Genomic DNA, 17,035 nt, shown 5'->3' on the forward strand with positions numbered 1-17,035 from the left:
CTGCGCGCAGCATAGCGACACCCACCGACAAACCCCCCGGACTCCGCCACACCCCGAGTGGCCAGGCTATTGCCCAGTTATGCTCGAAACATGTGTTCTCCCAGTGCGACGCTGACGGTGTGGGCCGGGTCCTGGCTCGCCGGCCGCAGCGCGCCCGACGACGTGCTGGACGCGCTGCGGGCCTGGGCGCCGCGGCACGGCGTGGCCGCGGGTGACCCGGTCACCGGCGGGCGTACCGGACTGCCCTGGCCGACCGCGGAGCCGCTCGCCGCCGGGACGGGAATCATGATGCTGCTCAAGGTGATTCGCGAGGCCCTCGACGCGCCGGGCGCGCAGCTGCGGCTGGTGCTGCCGGTACCCGGCGATGTCCGCGGCCTGCCCGCCGGCACCGAATTCGCCACGGCGGCAATGGAAGCCGAGGAGGGCATCCTCGTCGGCGTGCCCGGCGCGGAGGGCGTCGGCCTGGTTCCCGAGTGGACCGCCGAGGACACCTTGCAGTGGACCGTCTACCACACCGCGGTCCCCCACCCGGTGCCGGACATGGCGCTGGGCGAGGCCGAATACGCGATGCGCCAGGCGGTGCGCGACGCCGCCGACGCCCTGATGCGGTTGCAGACCACCGCCATCGGCACCGACGACATGGACCCGCGGGAACTGGTGGAGGCCGAGCTGGCCGACTACTCCCGGCACGGCTACCCCGATTCGGCCCCGCTGCGGGCCCGCCGCATCCTCGACACCGCCGACCACGTGGCCGCGATCCTCACCGTCGCGCAGCAGACGCCCGCGTCCTCCCCCGCCTCGGCCAGCGCCATGCAGGCGCACGAGACCTTCCTGCGCCCGCTGTGGGACGCCATCCGGGCCGCGCGGCTCACCGCCGTGCACGCGGCCGCGGGGCGCTGAGGGTCAGACCGGCTCGGCGTCCTCGCGCACGGTGTCGTCGAGCCAGCGGTCGATGCAGTCCAGCAGTTCGTCCGGGTCGACGGGTTTGGTGATGTAGTCGCTGGCGCCCGAGGCCAGGCTCTTCTCCCGGTCGCCGGACATCGCCTTGGCGGTCACCATGATGATCGGCAGCCGGTCGAAGTGCGGCATCTTGCGGATGGTCGTGGTGGTGGCGTAGCCGTCCATCTCCGGCATCATCACGTCCATCAGGATCACGTCCACGTCGGGGTGGTCGCGCAGCGCCTCGATGCCCTTGCGGCCGTTGGGCGCGTGCTCGACCGACATGCCGTTCAGCTCGAGGATCCCGGCGATGGCGAGCACGTTGCGGGCGTCGTCGTCGACCAGCAGCACCCGCCGCCCCTGCAGCCGCGGGTACCCGGTCCGCCGGGGCGGCGCCTCGATGCCGGAGGGATGCGGCTGGGTCAGCAGCAGGATGAACCGCTCCCGGAACTCGTCGGCCGACCCGAGCAGTTCGAAGCCGTGGTTGCGGGCGGTCTCCTCGGCCTGGCGCTGCTGTTCGGCGTCGAGCGCGGCCACCGGATGCGCCAGCATCGGAATGCTGTCCGGTGCGACGCGGCGGCGCAGTTCGTCGAGGAATTCGGCGGTGAACACGCCGGGCCGGCTCACGTCCACCAGGACGTACTGCGAGCCCGCCACCAGGTCGAGCGCCCGCTCCGGCACGGCCACCGATTCGATGTGCACCGGCCCGGCGGTGTCGGCGAGTTCGCCGACCACCCCGTAGACGAGCCGGGTCAGCGGCCGCCGGTCGGGGTCCTCGAGCACCAGCACCGAGCGCGTCACCGTCTTGGGCCGCGCCTTCGCCTCGGCCGGCGCCTCCGGCTGCATGCGGACCGGCAGATAGAGGGTGAAGGTGCTGCCGACCCCGAGGCGGCTCTCGGCCCGGATCTCGCCGCCGAGCAGATTGGCCACCTGGCGGCTGATCGACAAGCCGAGCCCGGTGCCGCCGTAGCGCCGGCTGGTGGTGCCGTCGGCCTGCTGGAACGCGGCGAAGATGGTCTCCAGATTCTGTTCGGCGATGCCGATTCCGGTGTCGCACACCGAGAAAGCGACCTGGTCGTCCTGGCGCCACACCCGCAGCCGGATCTCGCCCTGCTCGGTGAACTTGACCGCGTTGGACAGCAGATTGCGCAGCACCTGGCGCAGCCGCTGCTCGTCGGTGTCGAGGTGGGTGGGCACGTCCGGTTCCACGTCGATCTTGAAGGACAGGCCCTTCTGGCTGGTCAGCGGCTGGAAGGTGGTCTGCACGTAGCCGAGCAGCTGCCGCAGCGGGATGAGTTCGGTGCGGACGTCCATCTTGCCGGCCTCGACCTTGGACAGATCGAGGATGTCATCGATCAGCTGCTGCAGATCCTTGCCCGCGGACTGGATCACCCGGGCGAATTCGACCTGCTTGGCGGTCAGGTTCTTCGACGCGTTCTGCGCCAGCACCCCGGCCAGGATGAGCAGGCTGGTCAGCGGCGTACGCAGCTCGTGGGACATGTTGGCGAGGAATTCGGATTTGTACTTCGACGCCAGCGCCAGCTGCTGGGCGCGTTCCTCGATCTCCTGGCGGGCCTGCTCGATCTCGAAGTTCTTCATCTCGATGTCGCGGTTCTGCCGGACCAGCAGCTCGGCCTTCTCCTCGAGTTCGGCGTTGGACTGCTGCAGCTGACCGGCCAGCCGCTGCGACTCCTCGAGCAGGGAGTCGGTGCGCGCGTTGGCCATGATGGTGTTGACGTTGACGCCGATGCTCTCCATCAGCTGTTCGAGGAAGTCGCGCTGCACGGCGGTGAAGCGGCCGAAGGTGGCCAGCTCGATCACGCCGAGCACCTGGTCCTCGAACACGATCGGCAGCACGATCAGGCTGGACGGCCGCCCCGCGCCCAGGCCCGAGTAGATCTTCACGTAGTCCAGCGGCGTCGCCTCCACCACGATCGCCTTCTTGCTCTGCGCGACCTGCCCGACCAGGGACTGCCCCAGGTCGAAGACGGTGCCGTCCTCGTTGCGCCCGTAGCCGGCGATCAGCCGCAGCCGCCCGCGGTCGCCGTCGCCCTCCATGAAGAAGAACGCGCCGTACTGCGCGCCGACCAGCGGCGTCACCTGGTTCATGATGAGCTGCGCGACCGCGCTGAGATCGCGGTGGCCCTGCAGGCGGCCGGAGATGCGGGCCAGGTTGGTGTTGAGCCAGGCCTGTTCCTCGTTGGTGCGGGTGGTCTCGCGCAGCGACTGCACCATCGCGTTGATGTTGTTCTTCAGTTCGGCCACTTCGCCGTTCGCCTCGACCGAGATCGAGCGGGTCAGGTCGCCGGTGGCCACCGCGCTGGTCACCTCGGCGATGGCGCGCACCTGCCGGGTCAGGTTCCCGGCCAGTTCGTTGACGTTCTCGGTCAGCCGCTTCCAGGTGCCCGACACGCCCTCGACCTCGGCCTGCCCGCCGAGCTGGCCCTCCTTGCCGACCTCGCGGGCCACGCGGGTGACCTCGGCCGCGAACGACGACAGCGTGTCGACCATGGTGTTGATGGTGGTCTTGAGTTCGAGGATCTCGCCGTGCGCGTCGACGTCGATCTTCTGCGACAGGTCCCCGCGGGCGACGGCGGTGGTGACCTGCGCGATGGAACGCACCTGGCTGGTGAGGTTGCCCGCCATCGAATTCACGTTGTCGGTCAGGCTCTTCCAGGTGCCCGCGACGTTGGGGACGCGGGCCTGGCCACCCAGCATGCCCTCGGTGCCGACCTCGCGCGCCACGCGGGTGACCTCGTCGGCGAAGGCGGACAGGGTGTCGACCATGGTGTTGATGGTCTGCGCGAGCGCGGCGACCTCGCCCTTGGCCTCGACCGTGATCTTCTGCGACAGATCGCCTTTCGCGACCGCGGTGGCCACCTGGGCGATCGACCGGACCTGGTCGGTCAGGTTGTCGGCCATCACGTTCACCGACTCGGTCAGGCTCTTCCAGGTGCCCGACACGCCCTTCACGTCCGCCTGCCCGCCCAGGCGGCCCTTCGTGCCGACCTCCCGGGCCACCCTGGTCACCTCGTCGGCGAACGAGGACAGCGTGTCGACCATCGTGTTGATGGTCTCCTTGAGCTCCAGGATCTCGCCGCGCGCGTCGACCCGGATCTTCTGCGACAGATCGCCGCGCGCCACGGCGGTGGTCACCTGCGCGATGGAGCGCACCTGGTCGGTCAGGTTGTCGGCCATCACGTTCACCGACTCGGTGAGACCCTTCCAGGTGCCCGACACGCCCTTCACGTCGGCCTGGCCGCCGAGCCGCCCCTCGGTGCCGACCTCGCGCGCCACCCTGGTCACCTCGTCGGCGAACGACGACAGCGTGTCGACCATCGTGTTGATGGTGTTCTTCAGCTCCTGGATCTCGCCCTTGGCCTCGACCGTGATCTTCTGCGACAGATCGCCTTTCGCGACCGCGGTGGCCACCTGGGCGATGGAGCGGACCTGGTCGGTCAGGTTCGCCGCCATGAAGTTCACCGATTCGGTGAGGCCCTTCCACGTGCCCGAGACGCCCAGCACCTGGGCCTGGCCGCCGAGCCGGCCCTCGGTGCCGACCTCGCGCGCCACGCGGGTGACCTCGTCGGCGAACGCGGAGAGCTGGTCCACCATCGTGTTGATGGTGTTCTTCAACTCCAGGATCTCGCCGCGCGCGTCGACCGTGATCTTCTGCGACAGATCGCCTTTCGCGACCGCGGTGGCGACCCCGGCGATGTCGCGCACCTGTGCGGTGAGGTTGTCGGCCATGGCGTTGACCGAGTCGGTGAGGTCCTTCCAGGTGCCCGACAGCCCGGGCACCGAGGCCTGGCCGCCGAGCTTGCCGTCGGTGCCGACCTCGCGGGCCACCCGGGTGACCTCGGTGGTGAACAGCGACAGCTGGTCGACCATGCCGTTGAACACGATGGCGATCTCGTCCAGCATCGGGTCGCCCACCTGCGGCAGGGAACGGCGGAAGTCGCCGTCGCGCACCGCTTTCAGGCCGTTCAGCAGCGGCTTGAGCCGCTCGTCGTTGCCGCTCACCCGTTCCGCGGTCACCATGTCCTGGACCATCGGCCTGCCTTCGTCTGCGAAGTGATGGATCAATGCCGGAGATCGGCGTCGAAGTAGTCGTGCCCGGCGGCCACGCGCCGGATGACGTCGAGAAGTTCCTCGAACAGCCCGGTTTTCAACATCAGCCCGGCCCCGCCCGCGGCCGCCACCCGTTCGAGCATGGCCCGGTCGGCGTAGCCGGTGAACACCAGCACCCGCACCCCGGGCGAGGCGTCGCGCAGGGCCGCGATGGCCTCGATGCCGTCGCCGTCGCGCAGGCGGCGGTCCAGCAGGACCACGGTCGGCCGCGCGCGTGCGGTGGCGGCGATCGTGTCGGCGACCGAACCCGTCCGTTCGACGACCTCGATATCGTCGACGAGTTCGAAGGCGGAGTCCAGCGCCACGGCGACCATCGGGTGGTCCTCCGCCACCAGCAGCCGGATAGCGTCGTCCGCCCTATCGGATGGCATGTCCGGAAGTCTATGGCGACTTCGAGTGGTTACCACCATCTTTGGCGAAGAAAGACGCAGGTCACCCGGCCACCTAGCGGTCGCTTCGCACCCCGGTGCGGGCACCCGCCGATCTCCTGGCAACCGGCCGGTACGTTGTGCGTTACCCGGCTGTCGCCCGCCGGTTCCTGTGCATATGACCAGCGTGCCGGGTGTGCGCGCGTGGCACACCGCCCGCAACAGCCGCCCCGAGCGCGCGGCCGGACGCCGCGGATCCCGGCGAGGCTACGCGCCGAAGCGCCCCGGAAAACCGCTGCTCTGTGACCAGTATCTCAGTGCGACAATAACTTTCACGCACCGGACCGCCCACGGAACAATCGGTTAGGCCGGCCGCGTGGTCAGTGCTTGCGCACCACCCGTTCCTCCTCCCCCGGTTTCCAGACGAGCACATCCATGTGCCCGCCACCGATCAGCACCGCCGACGCGCCGGTGATGTCGGCGGCGTAGAACGGATCGAAGACGCGCCCGCGCAGGTCCAGGCCGACGTCCTCGTACAGGGCGGTGGCGTAGCGCTGGTGCAGCTGCTCGTCGTCGACGTGGCGGACCACGCCCCACAGCTTCGCGTCACCGTCGGCGACGTGGGTGTCGACCGTGGCCGTGTGCAGGCAGAATCGCGGATCCCGGCGCAGGTCCCGGAATTTGGTGGTGCCGGGCATGCCGCCCACGACCAGCAGCCCTTCGAAGATCCGCGGTTCCATCGGGCTGATCCGCGGATATCCGTCCGACCGGGTGGTCGCCAGCATGCACAGATTCCCCGTCGCGGCGTGGCGGCGCAGGAAGACTTCGGCTATCCGCGGCGCCGCCGCGGTGAACTCGTCCCAGCTGGTCATGCCACCACGGTAGGCCCCGGCACCGACAGGCGGGACCGTTCCCGCCGTCGGGCCGGGTGCGCGAGTGGCCCGCGGGCCGCGACATGCGGCAGACTCGGCTGCGCACCCAGCGGCACCACGGAGACGAGGCGGTACGACATGCACCTTTCCCGAGGCCTCACGGCGGCCCTGACCGCGGCGCTCATCGGGCTCGGACTGTCCGTCGCGCCGCCCGCGCGGGCGGTGGTGGGCGGCACCGAGGCCGAGGCGTCGGCGTACCCGTGGCTGGCCGCGCTCGGCACGCCGCTCTACGCCACGCGGCCGGGCGGCCAGTTCTGTGCGGGCGCGCTCATCGCTCCCGACCGGGTGGTCACGGCGGGGCACTGCGGGGCCATCGCGAAGGTGCTGCCCGGGACCGCGGTCACGTTCGGGCGCACCGACGCCGGTGAGCCGGGCGGTGTCACGGTGGGTATCAAGGACATTCGCCTGCACCCGGACTTCCGCGTCTCGATGTTCGACGGGGACCTCGCCTTCCACCACGACGTCGCCGTCCTCACCCTGACCGAGCCGGTCGCGCGCCCCACGGTGGAAATCGTTACGCCGCACGGCGATTCGGCCGAGGTCCTCGGCTGGGGCATCACCGCCGACGGCGACCTGTCCAACAGCAGACTGCACCGCGCGTCGATCCCACTGCTCCCCGACGCCGAATGTGCCGCCTACGGCACCGAATTCGACCCGCGCGAGGCTCTGTGCGCCGGCTCCACCACCGCCGAGAGCGCCCAGTTCGACAGCGGCGGCCCGCTTCTCGTGGACGGCCGCCTCGCCGGCGTCGTCTCGTGGGGCAAGGGCAGCGCCGAACCCGGCTACCCCGGCATCTACGCCCGCGTCCCGGCCCTCGACTTCTGACCGGCCGCTACTCGCTCAGCACGATGTGATACCCGGCGAGCGAACCGGATTCGCCGACCGGCGCCCCCTCCGCCGCGACCCAGGCGTGCGAGGTGAACGGCGCGCTCGCCCGGACGCCGATGCACCACGTCGGCCACACTCCGGCGGTGCGGCTCAGCAGGACGACGGCCAGCGAGCGCTCCAGGCAGTACCGGCCCGAGCACCGCGTGCTCACCGCGAGTACCGCGTCCATCGCCCGCGCGGCCTGCTCCCGGCTCGCGGGCGCCGAGCCCCGGCGCACGAACGACAGCACGCGGCGAATCGTCCTGGGCGACCTGGTCGCCAGCAGCCGGGCGGCGAGAACCGCCGGGACCGCGCGCATCCGGAGCCCGAGCGGCGGCGCGGTGCGGGCGCGGTACATGGCCTGAGTCATCGCCGGGCCACCAGTCCGGCGGCCGCGAGTTCGCCCAGCAGCCTGTCGATATCGGCACGCACCACGTCCACCGCCACCGGCTGCCGGGCCGCGACGGCGCGCGCCACCTCCGCCGCCGGCACGCCGTTCAGCAATTCCGCCAGCATGTGCGCGCCGGTGGCGTTCAATTGCCAATACTTTCCGCTACGTTCGTCCAGGATCACCGTGTTGTGTTCCGTGCGACAGACCGTCACGTCCGCGCGCATCCGCAGTGGCGAGTTCGCCATCGTTCCTCCCCAGATATTCCGGCGGCCCGGCCGTTTCCGCCGCGCGCAGCCACGCTTCCGCGGCAATGGTCCGCTCCACGGCGGCCAGCCCGTCCCGCAGGATTTCGGTATTCAGTAATGCGCGCCGCATCGCCGCGGCGTCGACGAGGCCGCGTTCGGCGAGCCGGGACGAATCGCACCATCGCGCGAGCAGTGCCCGGTGCTCCTTGATTCCGGCGTGCCATTCGGACAGATTGTCGTCCTTGGTCGTCCGCTGCCGGATCTTTTCGGGCAGCAGTCCGGCCATCGCCCGGGACAACAACGGTTTGTAGGACCGCGGGTCGTAGACGAGTTCGGCCGGTGCGGACAGGCAGGCCTCGATCACGGCCCGGTCGAGAAAGGGAGCGTGCCAGGATATTCCGATCGACCACGCATCGCTTTCCAGATCGCGCGCGCGAGCGCCGCACTGCTGAATCTGATACAGCCACCGATGCGTCGCCGGCGCGTCGGCGTTCGGTGTCCAGCGGTCCGGTTCGAGCTCCTCGATCAGCTCCGCCATGCCGCGCGCGGCCGCGGGCGTGGCCCAGGCGGGCAGTTCGGCGGGCCTGCCCCAGGCTTGCGGCACGGCCGCCGGAGGCCGGCCGTGTGCGAGGTCGCGCCCGGTACGCCGCACCCACTGCGGATACGACGTCCGGTCCAGGACCGCGCCGACGGTCCGGCCGATCGGCCAGCGGTACCACGCGCGCAACTCCGACAGCTGCCGCAAGCCGCCGAACGGATTGTCGCGCACCATGTTTCGCAGGTCGTGACCGGGCCGCTGGAGTACGTCGTCGCCGCCCTGCCCGGTCAGCCGGCACCCCGCGCCCGCGGCCAGCAGCGCCCGGGTGACCTGGGCCTGCTGGGCCCGCGACCGCATGGCGGGCGAGGGTTCGTCGGCGCTGTCGGCGCGTTCGCCGAGCGCGCCGAACTGCGCCGGGAGTCGATCCGCGGTGAAGACCAGCCGCCGCGCACCGGGCAGCTCGGCGGCCGCCAGATCCGCGTAGGCGGCGTCCTGGCCGGGCGTGGACAGGTGAATCGTGGTGGCCAGCAGCCGGTCTCCGGCCGCCGCGGCGAGAAAGCACAGCGAGGTCGAGTCCATGCCGCCGGACAGGTCGATGCCGGACAGCTCGTGGCGGCCGGTGCGCAGTGTCACGGCCGCCGCAAGCGCGGCGCGCACCGCCGCGGTGGCCGCCGCCGACGAGCGCGCCTCGGTGGGCGGCCGCCACCACGGCCGCGTGCCGGCGCCGCGGGCGTCCACGGTGACGGCCTCGGCGGGCCGGATGCCGCGCACGCCCCGCCAGACCGGCTCGGCGTCCAGCGGCGGCGGCAGCCCGATCGCGCCGAGCCGCGCCGCGAGGTGCCGGGAATCGATGTCCGCTCCGGTCAGCCAGGCCAGGGTGCGCGCCCGGTCCGCCACGACGGTGACGCCGTCGTGCGCGGTCGTGAAGCAGCGGTGCGAACCGGACAGGCTGCCGCGGGAATACAGGGTGCCGTCGATGTCGGCGACGAGATGGAATGCCCCGGACAGATCCGCGACGACAATTTCTATATCGGCCACCGTCCGGACCGTGGCGAGTCGATCGCGAAGAATTCGTTCCGCGGCCGAGGAAATACCGATGATCGCCAGACTGTTTCGGCCGTGCCGAACGAGCAAAAATTCGTCGTCGCGCCACGCCCCGAGCAGCCACACTCGACCGGACGAGTGATGGATGATACGACGACTCCGGGGTGAGAGTTTTCGAGCACTACTCACCCCGGCGTCGCAATCGGGTAGGGCGACGAACCAGCGCCCCAATTACTCAGCCCCAGATGGGGTACAGCGCGTCGTTCTCCGAGACCTCACCGACGCTGCCGAGGGTGACGTCGCGGAATTCCCCGACCTCCACGAGAATCGGTGCCTCGTAGACGTCTTCGGACGAAATGATTTCCATTCTGATTACTCCTCCCCAGGAAAATACGATCCCAGCCTATGGGCAGTTCCCCGGCGCGTCAACCCTCGACAAATGCCGACCCGATCCCCCGCTCGCCGAAATACCCGGTGCCGCAAAGCCTCTCGGCAGCTCCCGCCTGCCGTTAGCCGCGAGTGTGCTCCGGACCGGCCGGAAAGCCGCTGCGGGCCGGTCCGATTCGCGAACTGAGCCCGATCCGCCCCTATCGCACGCCTCCCGGACGTAGGCTGATCACCATCCACCCCGGCCGCGACGCCGTGGGAATGCGCGGGCCGGTGGAGCACCGATCAGTGATGAGGGAACTGATGACCGCGCCGGACCCGAACGTCCAGTACTCGACTGTCGTCTCCGCCGACGGCACCACCATCGCCTACCTCAGCGTCGGCAGTGGGCCCGCGGTGCTGGTCGTGCCCGGCGCGCTGGCGGTTGCCAGCGGATATCTGGACTTCGCGCGGGCGCTCGGCGCGCATTTCACCGTGCATGTCGTCGAGCGGCGCGGGCGCGGGGGCAGCGGGCCGCAGGGGGCGGACTACAGCATCGACAAGGAGCGCGAGGATCTGCTGGCCCTGCGCGCGAAGACCGACGCCCGGTTCCTCGTCGGCCACAGCTACGGCGGGCTGGTGGCGCTCGAGACGGCGCGCGGCTGTCCGGAGATCGGCAAGGTCGCGGTGTACGAGCCGGGCCTGTCCATCGACGGCTCGATACCCTGCGACTGGATGCCGGTCTACGAGCGGAAACTGGCGCAGCACAAGCCGTTCGACGCGTTCGTCGAATTCGTGCGGGCGATGGGCCCGGAGTCGGCGCGGCGCGCCCCGCGCTGGGTGATGCGCCGGATGCTGCCGCTGTTCATGGAGCCCGCCGAGCGCGACCTGGTCACCGGCCAGCTGGCGGAGAACCTGCGCGAGCACCGCGAGATCGCGCGCCTGGACAACACCTACCCCCGCTACCGCGACATCGAGGCGGAGGTGCTGATCCTGCAGGGCGGCAAGGACCACGGCCCGCAGGCCGACATCGACCGCGCCACACTGGAATACGTGATCCCCCGCTGCACCGGCCACCTGTTCCCCGACCTCGACCACTTCGGCCTGGACAAGCACGCTCCCGAACGGGTCGCGGGAGTCATCGGCACCTTCTTCGCCGGGTGACCGCGGATCAGGAGGCGCGCCGCCGGGACGGCTCGCAGCAGCCGACCGCGCACGGCGCGCCGTCGACCGTGCAGCCGTAGCCGGGCACTTCGCCGAGCCGGCGGGGGGCGGCGTCCGCCAGGTGCTCGCGGACCAGCTCGGCGATCAGCCGGGCGAAGCGCGGGTCCGCGCCCGGCGTCCCCGCCCGCGCGAAGGCCATGCCCAGCGCCGCGGCCTTCTCTCGCGCCTCGTTGTCCAGGTCCCAGATCACCTCGAGGTGGTCGGAGACGAATCCCACCGGGCACACCACCACGGCGTCGATGCCCTTGCCCGACAACGCTTCCAGATGGTCGACGATGTCGGGCTCCAGCCACGGCACCTGCGGCGGCCCGGACCGGGACTGCCACACCACGTCGAAGTCGCCGAAACCCGTTGCGGCCGCGCACAACCGGGCGGCGTCGGCGACCTGGCGGCTGTAGAGATGGCCGCCGTCGCCGGGCGGGCCCGCCGCCGCGTCGGCCGAAACCGGAATCGAGTGCGCGGTGAAGACCAGCCGCGCCCGCTCCCGGCGCTCCGCCGGAATCCGTTCCAGCGCAGTGCGAATCGCGTCGGCGAACGCCTCGATCAGCAGCGGGTGGTCGAAGTACTGCCGCAGCTTCACCAGCTCGGGCGCCCGCTCCCCCGCCGCCGCGCGCGCCCGCACGATGTCCTCGTCGTACTGGCGGCACCCGGAGTACCCGCCCCACGCCGAGGTGGGGAACACCAGGGCCGCGCGGACGCCGTCGTCGCGCATGCGGGCGACGGTGTCCTCGACCATGGGGTGCCAGTTGCGATTGCCGAAATAGACGGGGAGATCGATACCGCCCCGGGCGAATTCGGCCTCGGCCGCGGCGATGATGTCCCGATTCAGCGCGTTGATCGGCGAGACGCCGCCGAAGTGCAGGTAGTGCTCGGCGACCTCGGCCAGCCGCTCCGGCGGCACCCCGCGCCCGCGGGTCACGTTCTCCAGGAACGGCAGCACGTCCTCGGGCCGCTCGGGACCACCGAAGGACAGCAGTAGCAGCGCGTCGTATTCCACGTCCACCTCACTTCGCGTCGGTGCCGTCGCGGCCCGGCACACCGGGCCGCGACGCCGGACGCCGAGTGGACGGACGATTCAGTTGGCCGACCAGTTCTCCGGGAACCAGGTGTTGTGGCTGGCCCCGCCGTCGACGTAGATGATCGAGCCGGTGGTGCCGGGCAGCCAGTCCGACAGCAGCGTGACGATCGACTTCGCCACCACGGTCGGGTCGTCGACGTCCCAGCCGATCGGGGAGGCGCCGTCCCAGTAGGTGTTGAGCATGGTGAGCTGCTTGGCGTCGTCGGTGGCGGTGCCCGCGATGGCCTTGGCGGCGAGGGTCTTGATCGGGCCGGCGGCGATCAGGTTGGAGCGAATCCGCTTGGCCTCACCCACTTCTCGCGCCACGTAGCGGTTCACCGACTCCAGCGCGGCCTTGGCCACGCCCATCCAGTTGTAGTACGGCATCGCCGTGCGCGGGTCGAAGTCCATGCCGACGATCGAGCCGCCCTCGTTCATCACCGGCAGCACCGCCCGCGCGAGCGAGGCGTAGCTCCACGCCGAGATCTCGAACGACTTGGCGGCATCCGGGCCCGGGCCCTCCAGGAAGGGCTTGGCCTCGGGGCCCATCAGCGTGCGGGGCGCGAACGCGATCGAATGCAGCACGCCGTCGACGCCCTCGGGCGCCAGCTCGCGCACCTTGTCCGGCAGCGCGGCCAGGTCCTCCTCGCTGGTGACGTCCAGGCCGATGGCCGGGGCGATCTCCTGCGGCAGCCGCTTGGCGATCCGGTCGATCAGCCGCAGCCGCTCCGGGATACCGGTGATGATCACCTTGCCGCCCTGCTCCTGCGCCACCTTCGCGGCGTGGAAGGCGATCGAGGAATCGGTGATGATGCCGGTGATGAGGACGGTCTTGCCCTCGAGCAATCCGCTCATGAGTTGTCGGGTCTCCTGTTCAAAAGGTCCGGGGACGGGATCGGAAGGCTCAGTGGCCCATGCCCAGGCCGCCGTCGACCGGGATGATCGCGCCGCTGATGTACTGGGCGTCGTCGGAGGCGAGGAAGCTGATGGCGGCGGCGACGTCGTCGGCCTGGCCCATCCGGCCGGCCGGGATCGCCTTCAGCGCGACCTCGCGCATCTCCTCGGTCATCTCGTCGCGGGTCATGTCGGTGTCGATGAAGCCCGGCGCGACCACGTTGGCGGTGATGTTGCGCGAACCGATCTCGCGGGTGATGGCGCGCGCCATGCCGATCAGGCCCGACTTGGCGGCGGCGTAGTTGACCTGGCCGGGCACGCCCATGGTGCCGACCACCGAGCCGAGGAAGATCATCCGGCCGAACCGGGCCCGCAGCATGGCGCGGTTGGCCCGCTTGGCGCAACGCCACGCGCCGGTGAGGTTGGCGTCGATGACGCGGGTGAACTGCTCCTCGCTCATCCGCATCAGCAGCGTGTTGTCCACGATGCCGGCGTTGGCGACCAGCACCTCGACCGGGCCCTGCGCGGCCTCCACCTCGGTGAACGCCTCGTCGATCGAATCATTGTCGGTCACATCGCATTTCACGCCGAACAGGCCGTCCGGCACTCCCGAACCCCGATGCGTGACAGCGACCTTGTGTCCGTCGGCGGCCAGCCGCTGGGCGACCGCGCGGCCGATGCCGCGGTTACCGCCCGTCACCAGCACCGACCGGGATGTGAAGTTCGACATGGGTGTAAACCTATCTGTTCGAGTTCAGCTGTCGTGTTCGGGCTGCGCGGCACCCGCTATGGCAGGCGTTGACGATAGACCAAACCACCCACGACACCGGCGGCGGTTATGAGCAGTCCCAGTAGCAGCCACGGGCGGCTCGCATCGCCCATGACCTTCTCGTAGCCGATCTGGCCCTGCAGGGTGTCGTAGACGTCGGTCAGCTGCTGCAGGGTGGAGGCCCGGTAGAACTGGCCGCCGGACACCCGCGCGATCTCCTGCATCGCCTCGTCGTCGACGTCGACCGGAACCCGGTCCATCGACCCGTCCGAGCGCGGGATCTGCACGTAGGCGCCCTTGGTGCCGAAGGAGATGGTCGAGACCGGGACGTTCTTCTCCTTCGCCACCCGGGCCGCCACGTACTCGTGGCGCGGGTTGTCGTAGTCCTCGAACGCGGGCACGGTCTGCTTGCCGTCGGACATCAGCACGATGCGCGCCGGCGGCGGCGACTCGGCGCCGCCGAGTACCGAGCCGAGGGTCTCGATCGCCTGCAGCGCCGAGAAGATGCCCTCGCCGGTGGCGGTGCGCTCGGACAGCTTCAAATTGTCGATGGCCGCCTTGGCCGCCTCGTGATTCGCGGTGGGCGACACCAGGACCGACGCGGTGCCCGCGAACGCCACCAGCCCGAGGTTGATGCCGCTGGGCAGCTCGTCGACGAAGTCCTTGCCCGCCTTCTGGGCGACCTGCAGGCGCGAGGGCGGCACGTCGGTGGCCTCCATCGACAGCGACACGTCGATCACCAGCATCACCGTGGCGCGGTTGCGCGGCACCTTCTTCGCCGCCTGCGGCCCGGCCGCGGCGATCGTCAGCAGCACCAGGCCGACCAGGATCAGCGCCACCGGCACGTGCCGCCAGCCGCTGGGGCGCTTGGGCGCGACCCGCTCCAGGGTCTCCATGTTCGCGAACCGCAGCAGGTGCCGCTTGCGGCGGCGCTGCACGATCACGTACAGCAGGGCGGTGGCCGCGACGACCACCAGGAAGGCCAGCCAGACGGCGGCCGTGAAATGCGAAATGCTCACTGTCGGGGGACCTGTCCGGTCGGGGCGCCGAACGTGTGGCGCCGGGTGGACACGAACCGGACGACGTCGGCGATCCAATCCCGGTCGGTGCGCAGCGTGAGCACCGGGGCACCGCATCCGCGCAGCGCCTGCTCGACCTGACCGCGGTGCCGCTGCGCCGCCCGCGCGAAATCGCTACGCAGCGTGGGGGTTACGGTGAACTCGCGGGTGCGGCCGGTCTCGGGATCGTGCAGCACCACGTCGCCCACATCGGGCAGGTCCAGATCCAGCGGATCCAGCACCTCCACCCCGAGCAGATCGTGGCGGCCGGAGATGGCGCGCAGCGACCGTTGCCAGTCGATGTCGCCGAGGAAGTCCGAAATCACCACGGCCAGACCGCGTTTGCGTTGCGGCCGGCGCAGCGACTCGATCGCGCCGCGCAGGTCGCCGCGCACGCCGTCGGCCGCGTGCGGGGTGGTGGCGATGCTGCGCAGCATCGCCTGGGCGTGCACGCGCCCGGCGCGCGCCGGGATGCGGAACAGCCGCTCGCCGTTGGCGACGACCGCGCCGATCCGGTTGCCGCCGCCGCTGGTCAGGTGGGTGACCGCAGCCGCGGCGGCGACCACGAGATCACGCTTCTGGCACAGCGCGGTGCCGAAGTCCAGGCTCGCGGACAGGTCGACCACGAGCCAGGTCTCGAGTTCGCGGTCGGCGATCATCTGTCGCACGTGCGGGTGGGTGGTGCGGGCGGTGACCGACCAATCCATCTGGCGCACATCGTCGCCCGGCTGATACTCGCGGGCGTCGCCGGGCTCGGAACCCGGGCCCGGGATCAGGCCCATGTGGTCGCCGTGCAGCACGCCGTCCAGGCGCCGTCGCACGGTCAGCTCGAGGGTCCGCAGCGCCGCCGACAGCCGCGGGTCGTTCAACTGGCCGGAACGGAACGAAGGGGGTGCGGCACTTCCTCGGGTGGGTGGGAGCTTCGCTGGATTCGTCACTGGGGCAACCGGATCCGATGCTCCGTTCACGGACGCTGCGGTTGCTGGCCGACGGCCTGCTGGCCGTTCGGGCCCGGGGGCACCGGCGGCTGCGGCGCGCCCTGCTGCTGTGGGGCGGGCGCGGGCATCGGCGCGGGCGGCTGCTGGCCCGGCGCGGGGGCGTTGGCCTGCGGGGCCACCTGCGGCAGGCCGACGGTCTGCAGCACGCGGCGGATCACGTCGTCGGGGCTCACCTCGTCGGCGAGCGCGTCGTAGGACAGGACCAGGCGGTGGCGCAGCACGTCGGGCACCACCTCGACCACGTCCTGCGGGACCACGTAGTCGCGACCGCGGATGAGCGCGACGGCGCGGGCGGCGGCGATGATGCCGAGGCTGGCGCGCGGCGAGGCGCCGTAGGCGATCCAGCCCGCCACGTCCTCGAGGCCGAACTCGGCCGGGTTGCGGGTGGCGGAGATGACCCGGACGACGTAGTCGACCAAGGCGTGGTGCACGAAGGTGTTCGACGCCAGCTTCTGCAGCCGGATCAGCTCGGCGGGCTCGAGGATCTGCTTGGGCTCCGGCGGGGTGACGCCCATCCGGTAGATGATCTCGCGCTCCTCCTCCACCGAGGGGTAGTCGACGACGACCTTGAACAGGAAGCGGTCGCGCTGGGCCTCGGGCAGCGGGTACACGCCCTCGCTCTCGATCGGGTTCTGGGTGGCCATCACCAGGAACGGATCGGGCATCGGGAAGGTCTTGCCGCCGATCGACACGTGCCGCTCGGCCATCACCTCGAGCAGCGCGGACTGCACCTTGGCCGGTGCGCGGTTGATCTCGTCGGCGAGCACGAAGTTGGCCACCACCGGGCCCAGTTCGGTGTCGAACTCCTCGCGGCCCTGCCGGTAGATGCGGGTGCCGACGAGGTCGGTGGGCACCAGGTCCGGGGTGAACTGCACGCGGGAGAAGGTGCCGCCCACGACCCGGGCGAACGTCTCGACCGCGAGCGTCTTGGCGATGCCGGGCACGCCCTCGAGCAGCACGTGCCCGCGCGCCAGCACACCGACGAGCAACCGCTCGACCAGGCGGTCCTGGCCGACGATGACCCGTTTGACTTCGTAGATCGCCTTCTCCAGGGTCTGGACATCGCGCTCGAGGGTGGCGGGTGTCGGCGCGTCCCCAGCGGACGCCGCCGAATTCACCGTGCTCACACCATCAGTCGAAGTCACAAACATCCCCGCTTTCGCCTAGTCCAGCCCCGTGAGGCCCGCCGCTGCATCTGTGGTTCACCAGCCGGT

Annotated in this window: 16 protein-coding genes; 3 read left to right on the forward strand and 13 right to left on the reverse strand. The window is 70.6% G+C overall.

Annotation, left to right across the window (positions count from 1 at the left end; translation table 11 throughout):
* Positions 1-90 precede the first annotated feature (90 nt).
* On the forward strand, positions 91-900 hold the full coding sequence (locus IU476_RS05380) for an Rv1486c family protein (protein WP_195097072.1): 810 nt from the start codon (positions 91-93) through the stop codon (positions 898-900).
* A 3-nt stretch (positions 901-903) separates the two neighbouring features.
* On the opposite strand, the gene IU476_RS05385 is transcribed toward IU476_RS05380, so the two are convergent.
* The 3 genes from IU476_RS05385 to IU476_RS05395 form a co-directional block, all read right to left on the reverse strand.
* Complete coding sequence (locus tag IU476_RS05385) at positions 904-4,980, reverse strand: hybrid sensor histidine kinase/response regulator (protein ID WP_228823006.1); 4,077 nt, start codon at positions 4,978-4,980, stop codon at positions 904-906.
* 41 nt (positions 4,981-5,021) lie between these two features.
* Positions 5,022-5,441, reverse strand: coding sequence for a response regulator (locus IU476_RS05390; RefSeq protein ID WP_195097076.1), 420 nt, complete (start codon positions 5,439-5,441; stop codon positions 5,022-5,024).
* 377 nt (positions 5,442-5,818) lie between these two features.
* Positions 5,819-6,310 (reverse strand): pyridoxamine 5'-phosphate oxidase family protein, encoded by a 492-nt coding sequence (locus tag IU476_RS05395; protein ID WP_195097078.1) that lies wholly within the window; start codon positions 6,308-6,310, stop codon positions 5,819-5,821.
* Positions 6,311-6,448: 138 nt separating this feature from the next.
* Here IU476_RS05395 and IU476_RS05400 point away from each other — a divergent pair, with 138 nt between their 5' ends.
* Positions 6,449-7,195, forward strand: coding sequence for a S1 family peptidase (locus IU476_RS05400; RefSeq protein ID WP_195097080.1), 747 nt, complete (start codon positions 6,449-6,451; stop codon positions 7,193-7,195).
* A 7-nt stretch (positions 7,196-7,202) separates the two neighbouring features.
* On the opposite strand, the gene IU476_RS05405 is transcribed toward IU476_RS05400, so the two are convergent.
* From IU476_RS05405 to IU476_RS05420, 4 genes are all read right to left on the reverse strand, one after another.
* Complete coding sequence (locus tag IU476_RS05405) at positions 7,203-7,607, reverse strand: lasso peptide biosynthesis B2 protein (protein WP_195097082.1); 405 nt, start codon at positions 7,605-7,607, stop codon at positions 7,203-7,205.
* Complete coding sequence (locus IU476_RS05410) at positions 7,604-7,810, reverse strand: PqqD family peptide modification chaperone (protein ID WP_324193880.1); 207 nt, start codon at positions 7,808-7,810, stop codon at positions 7,604-7,606. Before IU476_RS05410 ends, IU476_RS05405 begins: the two co-directional genes overlap by 4 nt.
* The gene (locus tag IU476_RS05415; RefSeq protein WP_195097084.1) at positions 7,791-9,449 is read right to left on the reverse strand and encodes an asparagine synthase-related protein; all 1,659 of its coding nucleotides are present in this window, start codon (positions 9,447-9,449) and stop codon (positions 7,791-7,793) included. Before IU476_RS05415 ends, IU476_RS05410 begins: the two co-directional genes overlap by 20 nt.
* A 241-nt stretch (positions 9,450-9,690) precedes the next feature.
* Positions 9,691-9,822 carry a lasso RiPP family leader peptide-containing protein gene (locus IU476_RS05420; protein WP_195097087.1) on the reverse strand — a complete coding sequence of 44 codons (132 nt, stop codon included), beginning with the start codon at positions 9,820-9,822 and terminating at the stop codon, positions 9,691-9,693.
* 323 nt (positions 9,823-10,145) lie between these two features.
* Between IU476_RS05420 and IU476_RS05425 the strand changes: the two genes are divergently transcribed.
* Positions 10,146-10,985: an alpha/beta fold hydrolase gene (locus IU476_RS05425; protein WP_195097089.1), complete on the forward strand. Its 840-nt coding sequence runs from the start codon at positions 10,146-10,148 to the stop codon at positions 10,983-10,985.
* A gap of 7 nt (positions 10,986-10,992) precedes the next feature.
* On the opposite strand, the gene IU476_RS05430 is transcribed toward IU476_RS05425, so the two are convergent.
* The 6 genes from IU476_RS05430 to IU476_RS05455 form a co-directional block, all read right to left on the reverse strand.
* Positions 10,993-12,042, reverse strand: a complete 1,050-nt coding sequence (locus IU476_RS05430; RefSeq protein ID WP_195097550.1) for a ferrochelatase — start codon at positions 12,040-12,042, stop codon at positions 10,993-10,995.
* A gap of 78 nt (positions 12,043-12,120) precedes the next feature.
* Positions 12,121-12,957: an NADH-dependent enoyl-ACP reductase InhA gene (inhA, locus tag IU476_RS05435; protein ID WP_195097091.1), complete on the reverse strand. Its 837-nt coding sequence runs from the start codon at positions 12,955-12,957 to the stop codon at positions 12,121-12,123.
* Between the two features lie 49 nt (positions 12,958-13,006).
* Entirely contained in the window at positions 13,007-13,726 is a 720-nt protein-coding gene (gene fabG1, locus IU476_RS05440; protein ID WP_195097093.1) for a 3-oxoacyl-ACP reductase FabG1, read from the reverse strand.
* A 56-nt stretch (positions 13,727-13,782) separates the two neighbouring features.
* Complete coding sequence (locus tag IU476_RS05445) at positions 13,783-14,784, reverse strand: VWA domain-containing protein (protein WP_195097095.1); 1,002 nt, start codon at positions 14,782-14,784, stop codon at positions 13,783-13,785.
* The gene (locus IU476_RS05450; RefSeq protein ID WP_195097097.1) at positions 14,781-15,761 is read right to left on the reverse strand and encodes a DUF58 domain-containing protein; all 981 of its coding nucleotides are present in this window, start codon (positions 15,759-15,761) and stop codon (positions 14,781-14,783) included. The genes IU476_RS05445 and IU476_RS05450 overlap by 4 nt, the downstream gene beginning before the upstream one ends.
* A gap of 26 nt (positions 15,762-15,787) precedes the next feature.
* On the reverse strand, positions 15,788-16,972 hold the full coding sequence (locus IU476_RS05455) for an AAA family ATPase (RefSeq protein ID WP_228823008.1): 1,185 nt from the start codon (positions 16,970-16,972) through the stop codon (positions 15,788-15,790).
* Positions 16,973-17,035 lie beyond the last annotated feature (63 nt).

Origin of the sequence: Nocardia blacklockiae, assembly GCF_015477355.1 — a bacterium.
In the GTDB taxonomy this organism is placed as follows: Bacteria; Actinomycetota; Actinomycetes; order Mycobacteriales; family Mycobacteriaceae; genus Nocardia; species Nocardia blacklockiae.